Here is a 24715-nt window from a genome sequence, read left to right as displayed (position 1 = left end):
CTCGACCGCCTACGGATTGCCCAAACACCCCGGTTCGGGCATCAGAGGCGCGATCCGCTCCCACACCCCCTTCGTCAGGTCGGATGGATGGCAACTAGCATTTCAGGCAATCCCGGCCATTCGGACCCTCCGCTTCGGTCTCAACGTCCAGAGCTTGAGTTACACTTCCGAGACGGTCCAGATAAGCCCTCAGGTGCCCGCATCAACAAGGAAAGTGATTGTAAGGCTCTCGGATGTCGCGATGCGCCGGAGCTTCACCGTTTCGCCCATCTGGGCGAACCAGCCTGTGATAAGGCCATTGTAGAAGCCCGCGAGCCACGTGCCCGCCGGTTTGCCTAGGGCACCCGTGCGCGGGAAATCGTGCAGAGACAGATGCAGAGCGTTTTTCTGCGCATCGAAGCCAAGAGAAAACTGCCCCCAACCGATGAGGGCGAGATTGGCGTTGCATTCCAGTTCGAACGCCGCGGTCGTCTCGCAAGCAGGAAGCGGCAGGCGATCAGCCATGCGGCGCCCCACGCTGTAGAGGAGCGCATCACTCTCCTCGGCGCCTGCCTGCAATTCAAGCTCAGTGGCGAAAGAATGGATAAAGAGGGAAAAATCAGGCGAGATCATTTCGTCCCCAGAAAACTGTATTTGGCTGCAACAAAAGCTCTGACCTCATTCCAAGGCCCGGCCTTCTGGTAATCGGCATTGAGGCTGAGCTTAAGGTTAGGTGTCATGTGATAATCGATGGCACCGTAAATTCCGCCCGTCAGACCATTGGCGGAATTCCCATCCTGATACGCATAGAGCGGGGCCACGTTGGCTAGCAACGCCTGCGTATCCGAATTGGCAGGAAAGGTTTGTGAACGCGACGAGTGGTAGGCCTGATATCCTACACGACCAATAACGCGCCAGTCGATTTGTTTGTACGTCCCAGCATAGGTGACCGGAAAGGTGAATGCGACGAAGTTCTGAGGTGAGAAATAGCCACCATTACCAAACGTGAACTGATATTCGTTACGATCATAGCCGAACCACGTCAAATCCATCCCGAGATGCAGATTGTGGCGCAGATCAGGCCGTTCCTGCCCCCATATCCTGATCTGTCCTCCTGCACCCGCTTCGTACCCGGTGTTGCTGCGTGTATTGCGCCCCGTCAGATAAGATCCACCTCCGCGTGCATAGAGCGAGGCATTTTCATCACCATAGGCCAGCTGCGCATAAACCCGGTTGCGAACAACACCACCCCATGTGGCGCCCGATGCGTCACGAAGGCCAGAATAGGAAATCAGTGAGTCCTGCACCGAACGGCGTTCGGCTCCAACTGTCAGGATCGTGTTTCGTGCCAGCTTGGGCGCCACGCTTACGCCGCCCAGAACATTCGTCACCGCGAAGCCAAGAGGTGACGTGCCAGCATCAAGGGTGAGCCAACGCCAGTCATAACGGCCCGAGAGCGCAACACCCGTCGCATTCATCGAACTGCTCTGGTTAAGAGCGCCCCCTATAACGCTATTGAGCGGGTTGTACCCGATATCGCGTGGTCCGTTCACGTCCCCGCTGCGGTACGAACGGCTGCTCAGGAACGTTGGTGTTGCGGCCAGCCGGATATGTCCGCCTCCCACAGGCAACGATCCTGCAACATCCGTTGTGACATTGCTGAGACCATTCAGGCCCGAACCCGAGCGGCTATCGATACCGGGGGTTATGGTGACAGAGGCCGCCATACTATCGCTGATTTGTGTCAGCTCGCTGTCCATCTGCCGAATCAGCGGGTCAGTCTGATTGCTTTGGAGCGTCACATCCTCGCTGGCAAAGGGGTTAGACTGCCGCACATAGGACTCGCGGCTAGGCGCAATCTGCTCGACGCGCAGAAGGCGTGCCTGAGCGAGTTCACGTACGGCCGCCCGAATGTTGCCCCTCGCCCGATCCAGCTGCGCTGCAGCATACCAGCTCCTGGGATCCGTGGGGGCTATGGCGTTCATCTGCTGGACGTAGCCGCTCGCCTCGGCGTAGCGATGCATCGAGATACATGTCTGGATCAACGCCAGCCGCGCATCCAGATCGCTCGGGTCATGCTGCACCGCTTGCAGGGTGATCTGGTATGCCTGCGCGTACTGCCCCCCCGAACTATAAAGCCGCGCGAGGGCGAGATTGGCTGAGACTGGCGGGTTCGGTCGGTCCAGAGCGGGGGCAAGCGCTTCATAGGCACGGGCACGGTTACCCTGATCATTTAGGTGATCAGAGGTCGCGACAGCAAGGCCCGTGTCGATTTGCGCGAGCTGCGTTGACTGGGTTGCGTCCAGCGCTGCGCCCTTGAGCGATGTTGACAGGCGCCTGGCGCGCTCGAGATCGCGCATATGCAGGAAGGCCCCCGCATAGGCCAGTCGCTGCGCAGCGTTGAGATGGCCGCCAGCGCGGGCAATCTGCAAATCCAGTATCTGCGATGCGCCGGCACGGTCACCACGATCATACAGTGTCGTGGCAATCACCTGTGCAAGGCTGCCATCCGGGTCGCCCTGATCGAGCAAATGCGCGAAATAGAAGCGTGCAGAGTCAGGATCAGTCGGTGCGTTGGCCACTTGAGCCCGCAAATCGGCCTGCCGGAGTATCCTGCGCAACTCAGGTGTCATGGAGCGCTCTGGAACCTGCGCGCGTAATCGGGCGACGGTTCGTTCATCACCTGTCTGCGCTGCGTAGAACAGTGCAGCCTGAAGAGCAGCAGGATCTTTCGTCCCCTCGGTCTCGGTAAGGGGAGCCATCACCTGTTCCGCGTCGGCACGACGGTTCTCGGCAAGCAATGCCTGAGTATAGTGCAATCTTGACCAGGGAGAGAGCGCATTTTCCTGATCCGCACGCTGGAAAATTGCGAGCCGCTCTGTCTGGGTTGAGGCGCGTTCAGCCTGACTATCATAGATCAAGGCTTTAAGTTGAGGGTTATCGATCGGGCTCTGAGCAAGGACGGAACTGGCCTCGTCATACTGACGATCCTCGATAAGCGCCCTGACAAGGCGTTCGCGGTAGGAGGCATTGCGTGGTTCAGCTGCGATGAGGGATTCGTAAGCTGCAATGGCATCATCCCGTCGACCAGTTCGCTCGAGGATGTCAGCACGCATGGCTTTAAGCCATGATTGCCCGGGCGATTGTTTGATCAGCGGGTTGATCAGCGCTAATGTCTCAGCATAGCGTTCACGGCCAAAAAGGTAATTTGCTCTCGCATAGGTGTCATTGAGAACCGCGCCGCTCTCGGCAGTACGCCAGCGAGCCGCTGATGAAGGGTCCACTTCCATTGCCCGGTCGAGATAGGTCTTTGCCTCGGCGTCGCGATGTTGACGAAGAAGCGTGACTCCGAGCCCGCCCAACGTATCTGCGTCATTGGGCGCTGTTGTCAGGGCCTGACGGAACGAGACAATGGCTGCCTGAAGATTATTGGCCCTGAGAGCATCCCAGCCTTTTTGCCGCTCTACCTCAAAAGGCTTCAGCCTATTACCAAGCGCGCGCCCACGAAGAGCCTGAATGTCCTTATCTTCCGGGTGAGCCGCAAGATAAGTGCTGATGACAGAATCTGATGATGCCGTGGCGGGAAGCCAGAGGACGGATTGCCGTGTTGTTGAGTTGATCTGCTGTCTCTGTGCCTCCGTGAGGCCGGGCATCTTCGCCAGAGCTTCAAGACGCTGAATACCGGTCACGCGATTTTTTTCGTCCCAGACGAGAGACTGCGCATAGGCAATCTGATACTCAACGTTGTTCGGCGCACCTGAGACGAGTTTGGCAAGGCCCATCTGTGCTTTCTCGCGCTGGGCCGGCACGCCAGCAAGCGTGCGATAGTATTCGAGCGCGTAGAGCGATGGCGGTCGGTCAGGAAATGCCTTGAGATAGGCCGCCGCCGCCTGAGCGGTCGCCCCACGTTGCGCGAGGGCTCTTGCATTCTGGATATCAGTCCCCGGAGCCGAACGCGCCTGCAGATCCATATCGAGCAATCGACCGGCATCCGGGTCATTACTGTGCTCGCGTATCTGTTTCAGGATTCGGTGTGCCTCGGCGATATCACCTTGCTGCAGGTCCATCTGCCCTTCAAGCACGAGAACATCGGGGTCGGATGGCGCCAATTGCCGTGCCTGGTTGAGTGCAATGCGCGCATCATCCATGCGCCCATGCTCGAACCAGTAACGCGCTCGCTTTACCACCGCCGGGAGGATCTTCCCGGTATCGGCCGACAGCGTATTCTGGGGCGATGTCGTTGGCACGCCGTCTGCCAGGGCCTGGCCTGATGCAAAGCTTGCCAGAAGCGCTGCCCGCAGCGCGCTCCTGCGGAGTCCGGGGCGATCAGCGGTCACGATGCAATTCCTTGGCGCGACGTCGGGCATGATTGGTGAGAACTCGGAACAGGATTAACACGCCCAGACCGACCCCGACCACCGCCAGGAGAATGACCCGAAAGGGATGATCACCAAGATACAGATCGGGCCAGAACCAGAATGGCAGAGAGCCAATTGCATAGGTCGGCAGATTGCGGGTCGCGATGATATGGGAACCATTGATCAGCGCGAGATCACCCTGAATCATTGGCTGGGTCTTGGGGTTCCTCATGGCCTGGATGAGACGCTCGAGCCCTTGGGGATTCTCGCTGAGCATCAGCAACATGGTGGCATCCGACGAGAATGGCGAACGACGTTCGATGAGGGCTCCACCGTCTCCCAGTGATGTGGTGGCGCTGAGCGCCTGAAGCGTGCTTGCCTGGCCGCCATCGTCGTTTCCGTTCATGGAGCGTGCAAGCAGGCGGAAGGGCTCCAGCAACCCGGAGCGGGTGTAGTTCAACGTCGAACCTGTGAAGCTGTAGGGTGTACCACGCAGGAAGCGCTCGATTGCGGGTGACGAAACTCGCGTGTCCATGACGATCAGATTGCGCGTCTCGTTTTCCGACACGGCATCAGCATGGATGACCCCAAGACCGGAGACGGGGAAATGGGTGGACGCACCGATCATGCCGACCATGTCGAGGAATGCAGATTCAACGCCCTCGGTGTGGTTGGCGGGCAGAACGATTGCCGTATCCGACAGATCAGCCATACGCGTAAATGGGAAGCCCGAGTTTGCGAAATAAGCAAGGTTGGGCAACTGCGTGTAGTGATAGGCGCGCGTCAGATCGATGGTCGAGTCAGGATCGATGCTCATACGCAGGTCCTGCGTCATACCGCTGCAGTCACGACGCCCGATCGGACGGCTCTCAAGATAGAAGCCGAGCGTATTGGCGCCATAGATCGCCCAGGGAGGAATCGAGACATGCGCCGATTGGGCTCGTGATGAATCGGGCCACAGACGACGAAGCCACTGGGGTAGATCCGAAGGGGGAGCGAGAGAGACGCTTTTCAGATAGATGCCGTTGACGCTGACATCCACATGGGAGCGCTGACGATCGATTTCGGTACCCAGTGGTCCACGCACAGTGAAATGCATGCTAAGTGGATGGGCACGCCAGGTATAGATGTCCGGGGTCGTGCGGAAAGGCACGGATATGGTCCCGGGCACATAGCCATAGCCTTGAAGGCTCGAGAGCGACACGAGGTCCCCGATCCGTATAGGTTGTGTCCGTGATACGAAACCAGGCGCGTCGTAGGGCTTGCGCGGTTCGATACTGACTACCGGGGCGTTGATACGAGACTCGTGCGGAAAACCCTTGCTTGCGAAGGCGACTGACTTGGCTGCAGCGACGACCTCGTCATCCGTACGTCCTGTGACAATCAGGACGGCGCCAAACGCGTCATTCGCGTTCACTGTTTCAATAATGGTAGGTCCTGAAACAGGCGCCTGGCCGGACAGAAGCGTGCCCAGGGCAGAGGCTGGCCCGACAACGACGGCACCGCCCGAAGGGGGCAATTGCGAAAGAACTGGAAAAGAGGCTCCGCGATAATCACTGAGAGCGCCGAACCAGGATGCGAGGATGGCTGACGCCTCAAGCGTTTGAGGCGAACTCTGGCGCGCAATGACGAAAGGAACACGGGCTGGCGTCAGGACTGCGTCGTTGAAGAACGGTGCGGGCAATGTCGCAAGGTCGCGCGAGGGCGGCAGGGGAGCCGACGTGATAGACAGGCTCGATTGCCCCAGCACCTTTGCCCAAAGAAGGGCACTGGTCTGATCGCCACAACTCAGGGTGTACTGACCTGCGAAATGGAACGTCAGTACATTGTGCTCTTTGAAAAATAGCGGATTAACCGTGAAAGTCAGGCCGTCGAATTGCGGTTTGGCCTTGTCTGGATGGATAACGCCGATGAACTGATCGTTGAGAAAAATCGTCACACCACTGCCCGCGGGCAGCATATCGGGTGACATTGAGCCGTGCAGGGTCAGTGTCGCTGCCGTGACGACTTCCGAGGATGGGATACCAAAATTGAGGCCCTGGATCGGAATCCATGGCGTCATGATCAGAGTGTCGGCACTCCCAAGCTGAGTGAAGCTCCATGACGTCGTCCGGGCATTCTCCAGTTCTTCCCGTGCGGGACCAGGCAGATCAGCAGCAGGAGATAGTTCCGGGTTTGCAACTGGTTCGGCGGCAGGCTGCGGTTCGGGGTTTGCCGGGGCCGGAGCCGTTGGCCCCGCTGGCGCGGTGCCAGCAGTCGGTGCTGGAGAGACGTTGGAGGGGGCGGCATTTGGAGCCTGACGTCCGACAGAAGGCGTCGAAATCGAAGCACCAGCGGCGGCAGGTACCCCGGCCGGCATGGGAAGCTCAGCCGGGTTTTGCTGAGCATGCGCCATCGAAGCCGTAAATGTCGTACCCAGCCCAAGCGAAAGTAGAAGGGCCTGTAGTAGCCCGGCTTTGGGGCGCACCACGACGGCAGTCTTCTGTGGAACCGCCTGTGCGATACGAGGTTTCAGCGCTACGCTGCGCTTTTTCTTGCGGAAAGTCGCTGGCTTGAAGAGGTCGACAATGCTGCGCAGGAGGAGAAGGATCGAACGCGGCAGGCTATCCGGCTTGTAATCGGCCCAGCTGGCCCATGCGTCCCGACGACCGAATATGACTCGCACGATCTGGGCCTCCTGTATGATTGTTGTTGTGGCCCAGCTGAGCGCCAGCGTGCCTTGCGATGTGGCGCTTATGACCTTTGCAGGCAGCGCATAGGTCTCGTTGCGGTCTGGTACGAGCACGGTGATCAGGCTCTCGTCGGGTAGTGCCTCAACCGGGGCGTGCCCATGCAACATCCCGCCACCATAGGACATGTTCTCACTGGTGTACTGGAACATCCGGCCATCAGCCGTACAAACGGTAACAGGCACAACCATTTCGACGCGATGGCTGCGACGGATCTGCATCGACTCACGGCCGATCGAGATGGCTGCTAGCACGATCACGATACTGACCGTGATCCACACGATGTTCATAAGCAACGCGTTCGAGACGATCGTGTCGTGATGGGTATGTGCGAGGCGAAACAGGCCCACTCCAAGCGTCGCAAGGAGCGCTGCGGCGAGATAGACGTTCGGATAGACAGCGCTCCAATCGAGATAGGAACGGTCCAGCAATCCGCCCTTCTCGGTGACGTTGAATTTTCCGCGACGGGGAAAGATAAGCGTCATGACGCTCACACGCGCAAGGAATGGCGCCAGTGTCGTCTCATACACTTCACTCCACAGTGAATAACGCCAGTTCCTGTTTGTACGGGCCGACGTGAGAACGCTGTGTATGAGATGCGGTATGGCATAGATCGCGATCGCGAACGGCGAGGCATCAATAAGGGTCTGATTGAAAAGAAGATACGCCATGGGCGATGTCAGAAAGATTAGGCGCGGAATGGCGAACAGAAAGCTGGCGATGGCCGCAAAATAGCAGAGCCTTTGCGCGAAATTGAGCCCCGGCCCGGTCAGGGGGTTGTCCAGGCGCATGATCTGCAACATGCCACGCGCCCACCTCATGCGCTGACCGACGTGCAGGATAAGACGCTCGGTGGAAAGTCCGGCCGCCAACGGTTTGGCAAGATAGGCAGTTGACCAGCCGCGACGCTGCAGCTTGAGCGCTGTGTGCATGTCTTCGGTTACGGTCTCGACCGCCACCCCACCAATCTCCTCGAGCGCAGTGCGCCGGATGACGGCGCATGAGCCACAGAAGAAGGTTGCGTTCCAGAAATCATTGCCATCCTGGATGAGCCCGTAAAACAGATTTCCCTCAGGTGGCACAACGGCACCGTGAGAGAAGTTGCGCTGAAACGGATCAGGCGAATAGAAGTGATGCGGGGTCTGGATGAGCGCTAGGTAAGGCTTCAGCAGGAACGGACCAACCGTCTCCTGCAGGAATGTTCTGCTAGCGATATGATCGCAATCGAAAATTGCGATCAGCTCACCCTTCGTCAGCTGCATGGCATGGTTGAGATTGCCTGCCTTGGCATGATTATGCTCGGAACGGGCAATATACCCTGCGCCACAGGCTTCGGCGAATTCACGGAACTCTTCGCGGTGACCATCATCGAGCAGATAGACGTTAATTCTGTCTCTGGGCCAGTCGATGCCCAGGGCGGCTAGTACCGTCTGGCGAACGATGCGCAGCTCTTCATTGTAGGTGGGGATATAGATATCAACGCTTGGCCAAGTCGTGATGTCCTTGGGCATGGGGGTGACTTCACGCCCCAGCGGATGAAGCGTCTGGAAGTAGCGGAGGATCAACATGACGAAGGCGTAGATCTCAGCAAGGACGAGCACGCTGCCCAGTATCGACTGCGTCCATGAGCTGAAATTGAGCGTCTCGGTCAATCTCCAGCTGAGATAGCGCAGCGATACAATGATCGACAGCCCCTTCAGAACAAGCGTGGCACGAGGCCCCGGATGCCTGTTGACGAGCATGAAGAGAACGATGCCGAAGATACAGACGATTGTCTGTCCGGCGAGATTGAGGTGCACGAACGCCGCAATCACCATGCAGAGAATGGCGAAGGCAATCAGCCCTGTCTTTATGGCTGTGCGCGCGGGCGAATGATGCGCATCATCGATCCATGATTCCAGGAAGGCGATGCTATGGCGTACGTGCTTCATCTACGACCTCGCCTCAATGCAGATTGGTGATGGTCTGGATCAACCGCGTACCCACAAGCTCCAGATCAGCCGCAGCCCTCGAATAGGGCGCATAATGCTGAACCAGGCGCTGGCTCGCGAAAGCCTCCCCTACATGCTCATCCCGGCAGATCGTCCCGAGATGCATCGGACCGATACGACGCACGATCTGCGGCAGCGCCATGGCACCTACGCGGTTCAGCGGGTCAAACCGGTTGACAATGACACGGTGTGTGAAGTGAGCGGCCTCGGCCGCCGGAATGCCATAACAGCTGGCAGCATGGATATCGGGCAGGAGGGAGATACAGGAGGCTTCTGCCGTCATGACCGTAACAACGACGTTGGCGATCGGCAAAATAGTTGAAAAGGCGACCGAATAACCCGGCGAGGTATCGACAATCACAACAGTATCACTGCGTTCGCTCAGGCGTGCGACCTCGGACGCGATGAGATCGGGACGATTTCTGATGGCCTCTTCGAACTCCGCCTGAGCGTGCAAAGGCTGAGATCCAAACGGATAAAGCTGGATGTCATTAGAGGTCGACATCAGTGCGCCTTCCCACGAACGGCCAGCGGCAATGCAGCTCGACAGACCGTATCGGTGCGCCATGGGAACACCAAAATGCAGCCTAAGCGCGTTTTGTGGATCGAGATCGATGGCGACTACATGTGGAACACCCGCACGACGTATCTCATCGGCCAGGTGCGCCGCCAACATGGTTTTACCAACACCGCCCTTTGGAGAGGCTACGCAGATCAGAGTCATACTTTTATTCTTGCTTCCGCTTGTTTTGGAAAATGAACTATTTCAGCGGCGAAACATTCCATGCAGTCGTTTGGGTGTGTCGTTCACGACGGGAACACTGGTGCGCAGTCGTGCCAACAGATTCTGAAGCGGCAGATCACGCCAAGCATCATTTGCCTGCGTGCCTGACCCCGCTGACGCAACCGCTTCCGTGGGTGGCACAACCTCCCTTTGTACAGGTTGCGCTTGCGGAGCTGGTGTCGCTGGGGGCGGCTCTATCTGTGTTTTTCCCCAAACTGGCTTCGCCGGCGCTTCCGGCTGGGGTTGCGCCACCTGTGGGGAGGTGTGCCGGTATGACGACGGAGGTTCGGCTGGCGTCACACGCGGGGGCTCGGGCACCGGAACAGGCTCGCTTATGGGCTCACCCGCAGCAGCAATGCGCGACAGGGCGTTAAAGTCATGGAAGCCTTCGTCCTCCGTCACTGGCAAGGGCTCAGAAAATGACTCATGAAGTATTTTGAATGTATCGGGCATCAAACCATCTCCATGGAGGCTATTCTTGCGAGAAGTGTCAGGGAGGATGAGTAGTAATCACTACTCTCCTTGATGTTCGGCAGATCCGACAGAGCATCTGAACCGTTAAGTGCGAACAGATAAACTGCCCTGAAACCAGGAGGTGCGTTATAGGGCGAGCGCTCACCCGTCATGAGATCGACCCATGCAGGGAGCGCTGTCATCGAGTAGTTCTGGCTCACAGCGTAAAGCGACTGCGTAAGCGTGGCCGGGAGACGCTTGCCCCATCTGAAATAGAGCGGGATCCGTATCGCATCGTACGAAAACCGGGGCGGATAGCCGGGAGCGGGAACCAGCCTTTCTGACTTTCGATCAATCGCAAGCCAATCAGGCGGCAAGCCCCACAAGCCGAAACGGCAGCTCTGGAGTAGTTGTTGTCCATGCTCGCTGACGCTTTTCCAGGGCCCAGACGGGTCGAGCAGTACGGCGCGGTCGAGTGCTGGCAGCAGATAGTACGAAAGATTGATGATGACCGATTTCGGTCGGTCAAACCCTTTCATACCGGGCAATAAAACAAGGCGACTGCCAACCTTGCGTACGCATTTTTCGGCCAGGTCGTGCAATATGGCCTTCGCCTGGTCGAGATAGGCTTCCGACCGCCACAGGATCGCGGCCCTGCGCAATGCCCAGGCGATCATAAGATCACCATCCGTCGCATTGTTCGTATCACTCACATGAGGCGCTGTTGGCGTCCATCTCCAGCTATGGAGGCTGCCGTCCTTATGCTTGAGATTATCTCTCGTCCACGCCCATATCTGGTCGAACGCAGCCTGATCGTTGAACGTCGAGGCAAAAAGCAGCCCGTATCCCTGCCCTTCCGAATGCGATACGTCCTGGTTCCCCGTATCCACGATGCGTCCCTCGGGGCGCAGGTATTTTTTCTTGTAAAGCTCCCAGTCAGGGTCGCCCAGTCCTTGCGTCTGCGCAAAAGACTCCCCGGCGATGCCGAAGGACGCTGCAGCGAGAAGTGAGTCACGGCAAAATTGGCGCCTGACCATGGAACGGAGCATTAATGATCTCTCAGGATTTGAGCAACGCACTAACGATGCGCAACAAGACTTTGCTATTTTTTTTTTGATTTCGTCAATAGGTTGATGAAATCAAGGTGTTTTTCGTTAAAGTTTAAGGATCACCCAAGCGGACAATGTACGGGTTGAAAAAATATCGTTAATTTTGCTGGAAAACTTCGCCTCATAAATTCTCAATGGAGAAGGAAGATTGAGAATCAGGACATGATACAGGAGGATTTATTTCGAAATTGCTAGCAACGGTTCGCTAAGCACGTTTTTCTGAGACGAGTAATCCGATTGTCTGCCCGCAGACCTGTCCAGGACCGCTCGTCGGGTGAATAATTAGATGAGCGGTCTAACACTCAATGCGCCAAAGCGCATGGTCGTCCATATATTTTCATGATTTCACTCGCCCTGTGGCGCTCGCGCCTCGGCAACTCTGAGCCTGTCGCACGATACTTCGCCAGGATATCGAGGCTGGTCTAGGCCAGGTTGCGACGCGGAACGTGGACAGGGAATACAAGCCGATAGACGGTCCCCTGCTCTGAAATGATGTCCAGCGTCGCACCGAGTTGACGGGCAAATCCGCGCACCAGCTGCAAGCCTATCCCTTCACGCTTTTCGCCCTCCGATGGGAAAGCCAAACCCACCCCGTCATCTTCGATCAGCAGCAGGGCAGTCTCATCGACACGATGGAGCTGTATGCGGACAGATCCGGCTCTTCCTTCAGGAAACGCGTACCGCAGTGCGTTCGTGACGATCTCTGTTACGATGAGGGAGAGCGGCACGGCCTGATCGGGCGTGATCGGCACATCGTGGATGTCCAGTGAAAGACTTATACGCCCTCTATTGGAATGGTTGTTCGCCGTGAAAATCTGGCTCGCAAGCTCTTCCATGAAGGCCCTGATATCGAGCGATGAGAGTCCACCTTCAGGGTAGAGGTAACGATGGAGCGTTGCCAGCGAACGCACCCGGTCCCGGACGAGGTGGAATTCTTCTCGCGCTTCCGGCAGCTTGATACGGTTCGCCTGCAGATTGAGTAGCGAGGCCACGATCTGGAGATTATTTTTGACGCGATGGTGGATTTCTCTGATAAGGAGATCCTGCTGTTTGGTTGCGCGCTGGAGCCTTGCCTCATGCCTGTCCAGGCGTTTCGTGGCCCTGCTGAAAGCGCGCTCCATCTGGCGGATTTCAAGTGGGAGCGACAAGGGCAAATCGGGTTGAAATGAACCGTGTCGTCTCCATTCCGAGACGCTAGAGGCAAGCTTCTCAAGCGGTTCGACCAGATAACGTTGCGCAGCAAGAGCTACCAGAAGCAACTCCACGACAAGGATAAGGACGATGAGCATCACGCGCGCAAGAAACAGCTGCAAGGCGCGCGTCTCAGCTGCGCTTCGAACCGAGACAGCAACGATACTGGTGGGACCATAACCCGGTATAAGGGTGTAGTAGACGTTATTGGCCTCGAAATGATCGGCCCGTCTTCCCACCTTGAGGTCGGCGCGCAAGCGGTCTGTTACCTCTCGCGACCAAGGCGAGGTGACGTTCTGTCTTGCAGTCAGGGCAACCGGAGGGGTCTGCTCCGTAAAGAGCCATAGATCGGTCGAACCGACATCGGGCTCGTTCGAAACATGCGCATACTGCGCCGTCGAGACCAATTCCTGATTGACGAGCGGTCGGAAGGCGATCAGCCGTCCAGGGACCGAGGAGCCGGTCCGGTCAACATAGTCAAGCCGTATCGAAGAACGGACAAGAAGGGCAGACCCTGCGATCACGACTTCTGTAGCCCCGTCACCCTCGGCAAAACTCTCTTTTTCAGAGACCGCATCTCGTGAGGCACTGGCAAGAGCAAGAAGATTGCTTTGGCAGGGGTTGCCGTCCTTTTCGTTTCCCCGACTGCTGGCAACGATTTTTCCGGCGCTGTCGACCAGCTCGAGCGAGCAATAGTGTTGTTGACTGACAGACTGAACGAGCTGGAAAGCCCGGGGCGCAATCTCCTCGTGTAGGGTAATCTGTGCCAGGGTCTCCAACGCCCCCTGTGCCCGGCCCAGATCCGCGGCGATTTCATGTCTCGCACTTACCGCATCGGCCTTGGTGCGCTCAAAGCTGTTGTCTGAGGTCGCAAGATAGGTGTGCCACGCGAGAACCCCCGCGACGGTCGCAAGCGGCACAGAAGTGCAGACGATAAGCGCCATGACGCGCGAACCAACCGTATCAAAAAGACGGGTTTTCAGGCCGACGGCTTTTAATGGGTGCAGTGGAAGAAGCCTCAAGCCTAGCGCCTTTTTATTATCCGGCGCCGGGCGCTGTCGGCAAGTTGCCGTTCAGGACTGGCGGTCGTCACGATCTTCTTCGATCAGGCGCAGTAATTCCTCAGGAATTGGCTCGTTTGCGACGTCATCGAAGAGCTGATGAAGCCCTCGCTTCAACCATAGGTCGAAAGGATTTTCTGTTTCATTGCTGGGGCCTGCCTGGCGGGGCTTCTCCGGCGTGCCGTCCTTTCCCCCAGTCATGTCCTCACCTCAACAAAAAAATTCAACCCATGCGATCTTAACAATGCGTCGCCGGACGAGTTGCACTAACGAAATTTAATCATCGCATTTTGAAGAAAAGGAAAGACCCAATCGCGCCAAAGGGGAATGAGTTACCTCACTCCCCTCCATAACTCTGCAAATATGTCGCAGCATCAGGCCAGTCTAGTTACGCTAGCGGCAATCAGAATGTGAACAGATCGTCAGATTTGAGTCCCTTGCGGCGACGATCATCCAGCGTGGCGCGGAGAGCAGCAACCTTAACGCGCAACTTGTCGTTCGCGGGCAGGTCGCCGGTCATCCAGGCCTCGAGCTGACGACGGGCACGGAATACACGGCTCTTGGCCGTTCCGACAGCACAGCCCGTAGCTTCTGCGAGGGCTTCGTAGCTCATGCCCTGCACAACGACCATCACGAGCGCCTCGCGCTGATCGGCAGGCAGACGAGACAGCGCCATCGAGAGATCTTTAAGCGCCAGACTGTCTTCGTGCGTCGCGTTGCTCGCAAAGGACGATGCAGGCACATCCTCGATATCCGTCGTCTCACGGCGCTTGCGCAGATCGGAAATGAAGCGGTTGCGCAGAATACGATGCATCCAGGCCGAGAAGTTAGTGCCGGGGATGAAGCTATCCTGAGCCGCAAGGGCATTGCATACCGCGTCCTGAACCAGATCCTCGGCTGCGGAACGGTTGCGTGTCAGGGACAGAGCCTGAACGCGCAGTTTGGGGAGAATCTGGATAACCTGGTCATGGAAGCTGGTCATGCGAAAATCCTTCTTCGCTCGGTGCTTTTCAACGGACCAATGAACGGGCGAAGGAGGAGGTTGCATGCAATGAAAAAAACTGAAAATTTTTGTTAGACGCCTGAGATGCCTCGTCGCAAGAACAGTTTGTGGCGGTCAGGCAGAGCGCTTACTGCTCCCCATAGTCTATCTATGCGGGATCCGCAGATGGTGAGGCGATCTCGGCAAGCTGGGCTCGTGCTCTCGACACACGCGCTTTCATCGTACCGACTGGACAATCGCAGATCGCAGCGGCCTCCTCGTAACTCATCTCCTGAGCGCCAACGAGAATCAACGCCTCACGTAAAAGCTCAGGCAGACGCCATAAAAGCTGCGATAGATCCATGACGCCATCCTTGTATCGATCACGCTCATCGAACCCCTCCTCACTACCTCGTGATATCTCGCCGAGAATCTCTGTTTCTTTCACCTTGCGACGGCGCTGCTCGAAAAAAACATTCCTCAGGATGGTGAATAGCCAGGCCTTGAGATTGGTCCCTGGAACGAAGCTGTCACGCGCGGCCAGCGCACGCAAAACCGTGTCCTGCACGAGGTCATCGGCTGCGGAGGCGTCTCTGGTGAGGTAGCGTGCAAAACCGCGCAGATCGATGAGGTGCGTGGCAATTCCCCGCCGGACGGGGTCAGCCTTCGCTCCCGCCTCTCGCGGATTGTCTGTCTTGTCGGTGCTCAGCCTGTGATCTCCCGGTAGCGCATGACTGCATTCCTCTTTGCTCAGCGCCGAAAAAGTGCCATCGTAACGCGACGAACCGCGTTGTGTTGGCGGAAAATTTCTGGAGCTTCGTTTCTCAATGGTCGATGCAGAGCGCCAAGACCTCATGCAAGCCTTGCCCTTTGCGCGACGTTTTGCAAGAGCTCTTGAAGGCACACAGAAGCAGGGTGATCAGCTTGTGGCCCATGCCATACGCTACATGGCTACGCGCAAGGGTGGACATGAGATCAGTGTTCGCTTCCGTCTTTACAAGTCGATCATCGACTGTTTTCAGGCAGCCAATGACAGTACTCATCCTCCGTCATCCCTTACGCTGACGCAGCGCTTTGTCCTGCTTCTCACCTCGCTCGAGGAGGTTCCACTCAGCGCCGTTGCCATGATCCTTGGGCGAACCGAAGCCGATATCCTCGGAGACATTGCCAAGGCGAATGAGGGTCTGCGTTCAGTTGCCGAGACAAGTGTGCTGATCATCGAGGACGAGCCCATCATCGCGATGGACATCCAGGACGTGGTACAGCAATGCGGCCATCGCATTGCGGGTGTCGCCTACACCGAGGCCGATGCCGTGCGGCTGGCCAAGGAAACACGCCCCGGACTTATCCTGGCCGACATCAATCTCGGTGGCGGCGGCGACGGCATGCACGCTGTTGGTCGCATTATGAAGGACCATCAGGCACCGGTGATCTTCGTGACCGCCTATCCCGAGCGGCTGCTTACAGGCGAGCAGGAAGAGCCATCTTTCATTATCACCAAGCCCTTCGAGCCTACCACGCTGGCCATAACGACCTATCAGGCGGTTACGGGCGGTCTCAAAGCGATCTGACTTGCATCGACGCAGCCGGTGCGACACATAGGGCGCATGGCTGCACCGATCCTTCATCTACGCGATATCTCCTATACTCTCGGGGGTCGTCCACTGCTGGGCGGTGCCGAAATCGGGGTCGCCCCGGGCGAAAAGCTCTGCCTGGTGGGCCGCAATGGCTCAGGCAAATCGACGCTCCTGCGCATTGCCGCTGGCGAGATCCTGCCTGACTCTGGCCAATGCTTCGTCCAGCCCGGGATCAAGATCGTTTATCTCCCGCAGGAACCAGACCTTTCGGCCTTCAGGACGAGCTACGACTACGTTGCTCAGGATCTGCAGCCCGAAGAAGATTATCTTGCCCGCAGCATGCTTTCGGAACTTGGTCTGACAGGTGACGAAACTACCGCAACACTCTCGGGTGGTGAGGCCCGTCGCTGCGCCCTCGCCCGTGCACTTGCCGCACGGCCGGATCTCCTGCTTCTCGACGAGCCGACCAACCATCTCGATTTGCCGACCATCACATGGCTCGAGCGCGAGCTTGCCTCCATGCGCTCAGCCATGATCGTGATTAGCCATGATCGCCGCCTTCTCGAAACTCTCTCGCGGGCCGTCGTCTGGCTCGAGCAAGGCATCACCCGTCGCCTCGATCAGGGTTTTGCCCGCTTCGAGGACTGGCGCGAGGAAGTTCTCGCGCTGGAGGAACTTGCGGCTCACAAGCTTGATCGCGAAATTGCCCGTGAAGAGGACTGGATGCGCTATGGCGTGACGGCCCGTCGCAAGCGCAATGTCCGCCGCGTGGCGGAGCTGGCCTCACTGCGTTCGCGCCGCAAGGAAATTGCGAGCCAGTTCCGTGGGTCGCTCAAACTGACCGTGTCAGAAGCCCAGACGACCGGAAAGCTGACAACCGTAGCGGAGGATGTGACCAAGGCATTCGGCGAGCGGGTTGTGGTCAGGAATCTCGATCTGCGCGTGCTCAAGGGCGATCGCCTGGGGATTGTCGGTGCCAACGGTATGGGCAAGACGACGCTTCTTCGTCTCCTTACCGGCGAGGATCAACCTGATACGGGACGCGTACAGGTAGGTCCCTCCACCTCGCTCGTCACGCTGGACCAGCGACGTGCGAGCCTCGACCCGTCTATGACGCTTGCGGATACCATGACCGGGGGAAGCGGGGACATGGTGCAGGTGGGCGATGAGAAGCGCCATGTCATCGGGTATATGAAGGACTTCCTGTTCCGCCCCGAACAGGCGCGCACGCCGGTCGGTGTTCTCTCCGGCGGTGAACGTGGCCGACTTGCCCTTGCCTGTGCACTGGCCCAGCCATCAAACCTGCTCGTACTCGACGAGCCGACGAATGATCTTGACCTTGAGACGCTCGATCTGTTGCAGGAAATGCTGGACGATTATCCGGGTACGGTCATGCTGGTGAGCCATGATCGCGACTTTCTGGACCGCGTGGCCACCTCGGTTCTTGTGGCGCAGGGCGACGGCCAGTGGATCGAGTATGCAGGTGGGTACAGTGATATGCTGGCCCAGACAGGCGGCGAAGCCCCGGCTGAGCGCAATGCAAATCCAGACAGCAAGACAGCCGAACCACGTGAAAAGAATACCGCAAGATCAGAGCGCAACAGCAAGAAGCTCAGCTATAAGGACAAGCTGGCGCTCGAGAAACTTCCTGCAGAAATCGATCGCCTCGAGAAGCTGATCGTCACACTTCGTGAGACACTCTCAGACCCGTCGCTCTACAGCAAGGACGCAAAGAAGTTTGCCCGGGCAAGTGATGAGCTAACTTCTGCTGAGGCAGCGCTTACCTCTGCCGAGGAGGAATGGCTTCTTCTCGAGATGAAAAAAGAGGAAATCGAGTCCGGCGCTTGAACGCCGGACCAGAAATCTTCGAGGGGTACCGAGCTGGAAAATGCCCCTCTTCCAGCTCAGGCCTCAGTTGGGGACAGGCTGTCGCCTGATGCGATAAGCCCTGACACCTCCATGCGCGCCCTCGTGTCATCCATGCTGGCCTTGACGCGAATGGCCGCATCGAGCGCCCGTATACCCGCCTCCGCATCGACAAGATTCGGTGCGCCATCCAGGCATGCCGCTGCGAAAGCATCGTGCTCGGCAGCAAGGCAATCATTGTCCTTCCAACGCAGCGCCTCGCGCCGGAAGCCCCCAGTGCCCGGTAGAGGCAAGCCACGCTTGCGGCCAATCATGGTCAGCTCCTGCTGAACGAAGTCGGCCGAGAGATAACCCTCTTCCGAAAAGACACGCATACGGCGTTCGGTCTTGAGCGAGATACGGCTGGCCGAGATGGAGGCGACACATCCATTGGCGAACCTCACCCGTGCATTGGAGATATCCTCATGCGCGCTCGATACCGCAACGCCTACCGCGTCTATGGACTCGATAGGAGAGTCGACCAGTGAAAGAACCAGATCGAGATCGTGGATCATCAGATCGAGGATTACCGACACATCAGTGCCGCGTGGCTTGAAGGGGGCAATCCGCGTCGCTTCGATATACAGAGGCTTGCCGATACGCTCTGAAATCGCCTTGTGCTCTGAGGAGTACCGCAGGAGGTGGCCCACCTGAAGCACCACGCCCTTAGCCTTCGCCAGTGCCGCAAGGGTTCTGGCTTCTTCGAGGGTCGCAGCGATGGGTTTTTCCACAAGCACGTGACGCCCTGCAGTGAGGCAGGCCGACGCGACCGGAAAATGCTGTTCTGCCGGAGCTGCGACGATCACCGCGTCAGACTGGGCAATCAGGGCCGCAAGGCTTTCCGCGACCTCGCAGCCGGCCTCTTTGGCCACGAGCTGGGCCCGCGCCTGATCCGGGTCATAAAGGGCGACAAGCTGCTCGCGCGGACAGTCCTTTGCCTTAAGCGCGTGAAAGCGGCCAAAATGACCAGCCCCCACAATTCCGACCTTCAGCATATTTTTTCCCGGTCCGTGCACGTCTGAAATCATGTTTTTGGTGTAGCAGGGGGCACAGGGAGGTTGCAACGCAGAGCGCCTGCCTGCATCTTCCCGCAGCCTGACCGCCTCGCGGTAGCCTCAAATCTCCGGTCGTTACAAGAAGGACGCCGCTCCGTTCGATGATGTACTATAGTCGGCCTACCATGCTGGGAGTTCTCGGGGTCTGTTTCCTCGGCCTCCTGCTTTGCCTGCCCAATTTCATGCGTGCGCCTGCGGCCAAGCTGCCCTGGCATCAGATCCATCTGGGTCTTGATTTGCGTGGCGGTTCCTATCTTCTGCTTCGACTCGATCAGCAGAGCCTCGTTGATGACCGCCTCCAGGGTCTTGAGGATCAGGCCAAGCAGGTCCTGATTGAAAAGAACCTTGGCTACCGCGATTTTCGCAAGGATGCCGCTGGACGAACGCTCAGCTTCCTCCCGCGTGATGCAAGCGAGCAGCAATCCAGCCTTGAGGCTCTCTCCTCGCTCACTGGCGCTGGCAGCGATGTAGCCGCGGCGCTCGATCACGACCGCATCGTGATGACCCTGAATGAGGCCGCGTTGCGTGAGCGTGCGCGCGAGGCCGTCGGGCAGTCCATCGAGATCGTTCGCCGCCGTATCGACAGCACGGGTGCAGTTGACCCCGAGATTACGCGACAGGGAGACGACCGCATCGTGGTCGAACTACCCGGCATCAGTGATCCTGAGCATATCAAGCGTCTGCTGGGCACCACCGCCAAGATGACATTCCGCCTGCTGGCCAACTCGGCCGGCGGGGGCGCCGTCGCACCGCCGGGATCCACCCTTATGCAGGATATCAGCACGGGTGCAATGTTGCCGGTGCTGGACCATGTCGCTGTTGATGGCGCTGCGTTGGATAATGCCGGTGCATCGATCGACCAGCAATCTGGCGAATGGGCTGTTACCTTCTCGTTCAATCGAGCGGGCGCCCGCGCTTTTGCACAGACCACCACCGAGAATGTCGGTCGACGCTTTGCGATCGTGCTCGACAACAAGGTGATCGAGGCCCCGGTCATCAGGACCCCCATTACGCAGGGTAACGGCCAGATCACGGGTAATTTCACCGCTCAGACAGCGACCGATCTTGCTGTGATGCTGCGCGCAGGCGCCCTGCCCGCGCCGCTCGCGGTTATCGAGCAGCGCTCGATTGGTCCGTCGCTCGGTGCTGATTCGATCCGGGCCGGTGCCATCAGTCTGGCTATTGGCTTCGTCTTCGTGATCGTCTTCATGGCGCTTTTCTACGGGCGTTTCGGCCTCTATGCGAACATCGCGCTACTGGCCAATCTGGTGCTGATGACGGCTATCCTTTCGCTGTTCGAGGCCACACTGACCCTGCCAGGTATGGCGGGTATGTTGCTCACGCTTGGCATGGCAGTCGATGCCAACATCCTGATCAATGAGCGTATCCGCGAGGAAGTCGGGCGCGGACGCACGGCACTTGCTGCCATGCAGACAGGTTTCGAACGTGCCTCCTCCACCATCATCGACAGCAACGCGACGGCCTTTCTTGCGCATGTCATGCTGTTCGTATTCGGCACAGGGCCCGTGCGCGGCTTCGCCCTGACGATTACGGTCGGTATCGTCACCACCCTCTTCACCACCATGCTGCTGTCACGTTTGCTGATGGTTCGCTGGTACGCCCTCACACGCCCCACAGAACTGCCGGTCTGAAGCGATGCTCTCACGTCCTCTTTTCCGCTTCGTCCGTGAAGACAAGCATATTCCGTTCATGCGGGGCCGCTTTGCGGGCCTCGCCACCTCGGCCATCCTGTCGGCTCTCTCGGTTGTTCTGTTCTTCGTGCCTGGCCTCAAGCTCGGTCTCGATTTCCATGGCGGTATCGTTGTGGAGGCCCAGACCCAGGGACCGGCAGATTTCGACAAGCTCCGTCATGCGCTTGCCGTCCATAATATTTCCGCGGCAGGGCTACAGCGCTTCGGAGCTGAAAACGATGTGCTGATCCAGCTCGACACACCGCCTGCAGGCCCGACGCAGGAAGCCGATACGCAAAAGCTGGTCGATACCGTGCGCCACGCGGTTGTCGAGGCTCAGCCCGGTACGCAGGTCCTGCGTGCTGACGCCGTTGGCGCCTCGGTCTCTAGCGAGCTGTTTCGCAACGGGCTTCTTGCCCTTGGGCTCAGCCTTGCCATGATCCTGGTCTATATCTGGATCCGGTTCGAATGGGAGTTCGCAATCAGCGCCGTGATCACGCTGGTGCTCGACCTCACCAAGACGGTCGGGTTCCTTGCTATCACACGCTTCCAGTTCGATCTGGTGATGGTGGCCGCCATCCTGACGATTTTGGGCTATTCCACCAATGACAAGGTGGTGGTCTATGACCGCGTGCGTGAGAACCTGCGCAAGTATCGCACTATGCCTTTGCGTGAGTTGCTCGATCTCTCCATCAACGAGACGCTCAACCGGACGCTCGGCACGTCCATGACGGTGTTCCTCGCAGCGTTGCCGCTGGCTATCTTCGGGGGCCATAGCCTCTCAGGCTTTGCCACCGTCATGCTCTTCGGCATCGTGGTCGGCACATCGTCGTCGATCTTCATTGCGGCACCGCTGCTTCTGCTTATGGGCGAGAAGCGCCTGCGTCGCAGCAAGGCTTCCTGAGGCCAAAATTCCGGGGAGGTTTGCTTGCCTCCCCTAGCCCCGTGACCGATGCCTGAATCAGGTCAGGGTGCCGCCAGCCCTGGTTTTGTACCATCAGCGGCTGGCTGGGGCACCGGGGTGGCATAATCCAGAATCTGCATAATTCCACCGTCAGCGAGTCTGAAATTGGCGTCCGTGGGCGAGAACGCAGCCTGCCGTATCAATTGCCACGTGTTGTGATCGATCGCGATCAGGCGTGCGATATCGGTCTTCGTCGCCTTGTGCTGCATGATGCGCACGATCATGCCGTGCTCCGCCATGCCATTCGCGATAGCATAGCTTGTGAGCAGAACGCTCGGTGAGCGGCTCTGCATCAGTTGGTCGCCTGCGCCCCCGGCACAAGCGGTGAGAGACAGGGCTGAAACCAGAATAGCGGATGAAAGAAAATGGCGCATGAACAGATCATGCGCCACGAAACAGCGCCCGCCAAGCGGGCGCGTCAAGACAGGGTGATAAAGACTGGCTTATCTGGGATCCTTCGCGATCAGATCGCGGATTTCTGTCAACAGGACCTCGCTCTTGGTCGGCGCAGGCGGGGCCGCCGGCGCGGCTTCCTGCTTGTGCTGGAAACGGGAGACAATCTTGATGAGCCAGAATACGGCGAAGGCCACGATCAGAAACTGAATTACGGCGTTGAGGAATACGCCCACATTGACCGTGACAGCCCCGGCCTTTTGGGCCTCGGCGAGGGTGGGAAGTACCGGCCCCTTGAGCGTGATGAAGATATTCGAGAAATCGATCCCACCTGTGAGCAGTCCGATGCCGGGAGTAAGAATATCCTTGACGAGACTGGTGACAATCGACGTGAAAGCTGCACCGACGATGATACCGACAGCCATGTCGATGACATTGCCACGCATGATGAACTTCTGGAACTCGGCAATCCAGCCGGGGGTGTGCAGCTTTGAACGTAGATCAGACATCGTGACTTTTTTTCCTTCAGGTAAGGGACAGTAGGAAGCGTGTTCAGGCTCGGTTCGTGACGCAGGCATCTGCCGCGTCTGAAACGCTCAAGCACCCCAGATTGTGGGATAAAACCCTGAGGCCGGATAGAAAAAACAATAGCGGCGCAGAAGTTTCTGCGTTTTTGTCGTTTCCCTGACCGTTTCTTTCCGTTATAGCCCCGCCATCCGCTCCGGTCGGCATCGGAGCATTGCAACAAGGACAGCACAGATGAAGACCGGCATTCACCCCGATTATCACGAGATCACCATCATCATGACTGATGGCAGCGAGTTCAAGACACAGTCCTGCTATGGCAAGGCTGGCGACACGCTGCGTCTCGACGTTGACCCGAAGTCCCACCCGGCCTGGACCGGCGTGCAGCGTATGCTCGACACGGGAGGCCAGGTGGCCAAGTTCAACAAGCGTTTTGCCGGCATCGGCGCTCGCGCCGCCAAGAAGTAATATCAGGCGCTCCTTCCCGGGCGGGGCCTTGTCCCGCCCGGAAACGATCCCACATCAAGCCTGTCACAATGCCCATCCGGGGTTGCGACAATGCTTCATGTTTCTGTGCCGGCCCATGCGGAGGCGCAGTATCGGATCTGCCTTGAAGGAGGTTCTTCATGTCTTACGATTTCGCACCACTTTTCCGCTCGGCGATCGGTTTTGACCGTCTCGCCCGTCTGGTTGATGATGCCGTGTCCAATGCGCCGGCCCATGCCAGCTATCCCCCGTACAACATAGAAAAATCGGCCGAGGATGTTTATCAGGTCACCATGGCGCTGGCCGGGTTTGGTCCTGAAGATGTCGAGATTTACCTCGCCGAGAACCAGCTGATCATCAAGGGCCATGTCCCCCGCAAGACAACAGCTGGCGAGTTGCTCCACCGTGGTATTGCGACCCGGGCGTTCGAACGGCGCTTTGCGCTCGCCGATCATATCGAGGTCAGTGGCGCAGAGCTGGTGAATGGATTGCTGACCGTTTCCGTGTGTCAAGTCACCCCCGAAGCGCTCAAGCCGCGCCGTATTCCGATCTTGCAGGGTATGCCAGCCTCAAACAGCGCCAAAGCCTCCGGAATGACAGCAGCCTCCGGCCCCCTTCCGGTCAGCCACGCGGCCTGATGCCAGCCCAGCCCGTCGCCCTGCTCAAGGGATGACGTAGCGGCAAGGTCGTGCGGCATCCGGGTTTTTTGCCAATAATGCGCGCAGGGGCTTGACCCCTGCCGCTCTCGCAGACCATATCAGCGCAGACTTTGCTATGCATCCAGCAGGTGCCGCGCAGATCTCCCCGGTACGCCGGGTAAGGACATTCAAATCGGTGCCTGCTGGAGCGATGCTCCTCACGCAGGATGGACCGAGATGACTTTGCCGCTTATGCCGAAAGCCACCGCAGTATGGCTGATCGACAAAACCGCCCTCACCTTCACGCAGATTGCCGAATTCTGCGGTATGCATCCGCTCGAGGTGCAGGCCATTGCTGATGGCGAGGTTGCTGCGGGCATCAATGGCTATGACCCAGTCAAGAACAACCAGCTGACGCAGGAACAGATCACCCGTTGCGAAGGCAACCCGGATCTGCGCCTCAAGCTTTCCGCCAAGGCCAACCCTGTTGCCCGTCGCGCCAAGGGCGCACGCTACACCCCGATCGCGCGCCGCAATGACCGCCCGGATGCCATCGCGTTCGTGCTGCGCCAGTTCCCCCAGCTTTCGGAACTCCAGATCATCAAGCTGCTGGGCACGACCAAGGATACCATCGCCAAGGTGCGTGACCGCCAGCATTGGAACAGCGCCAATATCAAGCCGCGCGATCCGGTGATCCTGGGCCTGTGCAGCCAGACGGACCTTAACGCTGCGGTGCAGGCCGCCAATGAGCGCCTCGCCCGTGAAGGCCATTCTGTGCCCGTCGTCGCAGAAATGTCAGAGTTTGACGACACAGAGAACTAAGTAGGGATAGCGCCGGCCATTA

19 protein-coding genes are annotated in these 24715 nt (G+C 58.3%); 7 read left to right on the top strand and 12 right to left on the bottom strand.

The genetic code is table 11. From position 1 onward, the window contains the following. Window positions 1–189: 189 nt before the first annotated feature. From bcsD to P5689_RS00555, 9 genes are all read right to left on the bottom strand, one after another. Entirely contained in the window at window positions 190–612 is a 423-nt protein-coding gene (gene bcsD, locus P5689_RS00595) for a cellulose biosynthesis protein BcsD (RefSeq protein WP_285531676.1), read from the bottom strand. Further along, window positions 609–4316, bottom strand: a complete 3708-nt coding sequence (locus P5689_RS00590; protein WP_285531675.1) for a cellulose synthase subunit BcsC-related outer membrane protein — start codon at window positions 4314–4316, stop codon at window positions 609–611. Before P5689_RS00590 ends, bcsD begins: the two co-directional genes overlap by 4 nt. Next, window positions 4306–8997, bottom strand: a complete 4692-nt coding sequence (gene bcsA / locus P5689_RS00585; RefSeq protein WP_285531674.1) for a UDP-forming cellulose synthase catalytic subunit — start codon at window positions 8995–8997, stop codon at window positions 4306–4308. The genes P5689_RS00590 and bcsA overlap by 11 nt, the downstream gene beginning before the upstream one ends. A gap of 13 nt (window positions 8998–9010) precedes the next feature. Next, window positions 9011–9781: a cellulose synthase operon protein YhjQ/BcsQ gene (locus tag P5689_RS00580; RefSeq protein WP_023978039.1), complete on the bottom strand. Its 771-nt coding sequence runs from the start codon at window positions 9779–9781 to the stop codon at window positions 9011–9013. 512 nt (window positions 9782–10293) lie between these two features. Further along, a complete protein-coding gene (locus P5689_RS00575; protein ID WP_285531673.1) occupies window positions 10294–11331 on the bottom strand; it encodes a glycosyl hydrolase family 8 in 1038 nt (345 codons plus the stop codon). 494 nt (window positions 11332–11825) lie between these two features. Continuing rightward, on the bottom strand, window positions 11826–13616 hold the full coding sequence (locus P5689_RS00570) for a sensor histidine kinase (protein WP_244442071.1): 1791 nt from the start codon (window positions 13614–13616) through the stop codon (window positions 11826–11828). A gap of 51 nt (window positions 13617–13667) precedes the next feature. Continuing rightward, complete coding sequence (locus P5689_RS00565; RefSeq protein ID WP_023978042.1) at window positions 13668–13856, bottom strand: NepR family anti-sigma factor; 189 nt, start codon at window positions 13854–13856, stop codon at window positions 13668–13670. 202 nt (window positions 13857–14058) lie between these two features. Then, window positions 14059–14637, bottom strand: coding sequence for a sigma-70 family RNA polymerase sigma factor (locus P5689_RS00560; RefSeq protein ID WP_023978043.1), 579 nt, complete (start codon window positions 14635–14637; stop codon window positions 14059–14061). Between the two features lie 169 nt (window positions 14638–14806). Then, complete coding sequence (locus P5689_RS00555; protein ID WP_031240265.1) at window positions 14807–15280, bottom strand: sigma-70 family RNA polymerase sigma factor; 474 nt, start codon at window positions 15278–15280, stop codon at window positions 14807–14809. Between the two features lie 184 nt (window positions 15281–15464). On the opposite strand from P5689_RS00555, the gene P5689_RS00550 reads away from it, so the two are divergent. Further along, window positions 15465–16208: a PhyR family response regulator anti-anti-sigma factor gene (locus P5689_RS00550; protein WP_285531668.1), complete on the top strand. Its 744-nt coding sequence runs from the start codon at window positions 15465–15467 to the stop codon at window positions 16206–16208. A gap of 36 nt (window positions 16209–16244) precedes the next feature. Further along, window positions 16245–18062, top strand: a complete 1818-nt coding sequence (locus tag P5689_RS00545; RefSeq protein ID WP_285531666.1) for an ABC-F family ATP-binding cassette domain-containing protein — start codon at window positions 16245–16247, stop codon at window positions 18060–18062. Between the two features lie 56 nt (window positions 18063–18118). Here the strand turns inward: P5689_RS00545 and P5689_RS00540 are convergent, their stop codons facing one another. Continuing rightward, window positions 18119–19114, bottom strand: coding sequence for a Gfo/Idh/MocA family oxidoreductase (locus P5689_RS00540; protein WP_336718441.1), 996 nt, complete (start codon window positions 19112–19114; stop codon window positions 18119–18121). 161 nt (window positions 19115–19275) lie between these two features. Between P5689_RS00540 and secD the strand changes: the two genes are divergently transcribed. Both secD and secF read left to right on the top strand, forming a co-directional pair. Next, window positions 19276–20826, top strand: a complete 1551-nt coding sequence (gene secD / locus P5689_RS00535; RefSeq protein WP_408868522.1) for a protein translocase subunit SecD — start codon at window positions 19276–19278, stop codon at window positions 20824–20826. A gap of 4 nt (window positions 20827–20830) precedes the next feature. Then, window positions 20831–21769 (top strand): protein translocase subunit SecF, encoded by a 939-nt coding sequence (secF, locus tag P5689_RS00530; protein WP_285531665.1) that lies wholly within the window; start codon window positions 20831–20833, stop codon window positions 21767–21769. 62 nt (window positions 21770–21831) lie between these two features. Here the strand turns inward: secF and P5689_RS00525 are convergent, their stop codons facing one another. Together P5689_RS00525 and mscL are read right to left on the bottom strand one after the other, a co-directional pair. Then, window positions 21832–22203 carry a hypothetical protein gene (locus tag P5689_RS00525; RefSeq protein ID WP_152530160.1) on the bottom strand — a complete coding sequence of 124 codons (372 nt, stop codon included), beginning with the start codon at window positions 22201–22203 and terminating at the stop codon, window positions 21832–21834. A 69-nt stretch (window positions 22204–22272) separates the two neighbouring features. Then, window positions 22273–22731, bottom strand: a complete 459-nt coding sequence (mscL, locus tag P5689_RS00520; RefSeq protein ID WP_023978052.1) for a large-conductance mechanosensitive channel protein MscL — start codon at window positions 22729–22731, stop codon at window positions 22273–22275. Window positions 22732–22981: 250 nt separating this feature from the next. Between mscL and rpmE the strand changes: the two genes are divergently transcribed. The 3 genes from rpmE to P5689_RS00505 all read left to right on the top strand — a co-directional run bounded on the left by rpmE (window position 22982) and on the right by P5689_RS00505 (window position 24693). Beyond that, window positions 22982–23215: a 50S ribosomal protein L31 gene (gene rpmE, locus P5689_RS00515; protein WP_023978053.1), complete on the top strand. Its 234-nt coding sequence runs from the start codon at window positions 22982–22984 to the stop codon at window positions 23213–23215. Between the two features lie 158 nt (window positions 23216–23373). Beyond that, window positions 23374–23871 carry an Hsp20 family protein gene (locus P5689_RS00510; protein ID WP_023978054.1) on the top strand — a complete coding sequence of 166 codons (498 nt, stop codon included), beginning with the start codon at window positions 23374–23376 and terminating at the stop codon, window positions 23869–23871. Between the two features lie 237 nt (window positions 23872–24108). Then, window positions 24109–24693 (top strand): DUF1013 domain-containing protein, encoded by a 585-nt coding sequence (locus P5689_RS00505; protein WP_122039647.1) that lies wholly within the window; start codon window positions 24109–24111, stop codon window positions 24691–24693. Window positions 24694–24715: the final 22 nt, after the last annotated feature.

Origin of the sequence: Asaia sp. HumB (assembly GCF_030263835.1) — a bacterium.
GTDB lineage: Bacteria > Pseudomonadota > Alphaproteobacteria > Acetobacterales > Acetobacteraceae > Asaia > Asaia bogorensis.
Note: the sequence above shows the minus strand (reverse complement) of the source record. Positions and strands in the feature narration are given on the sequence as shown.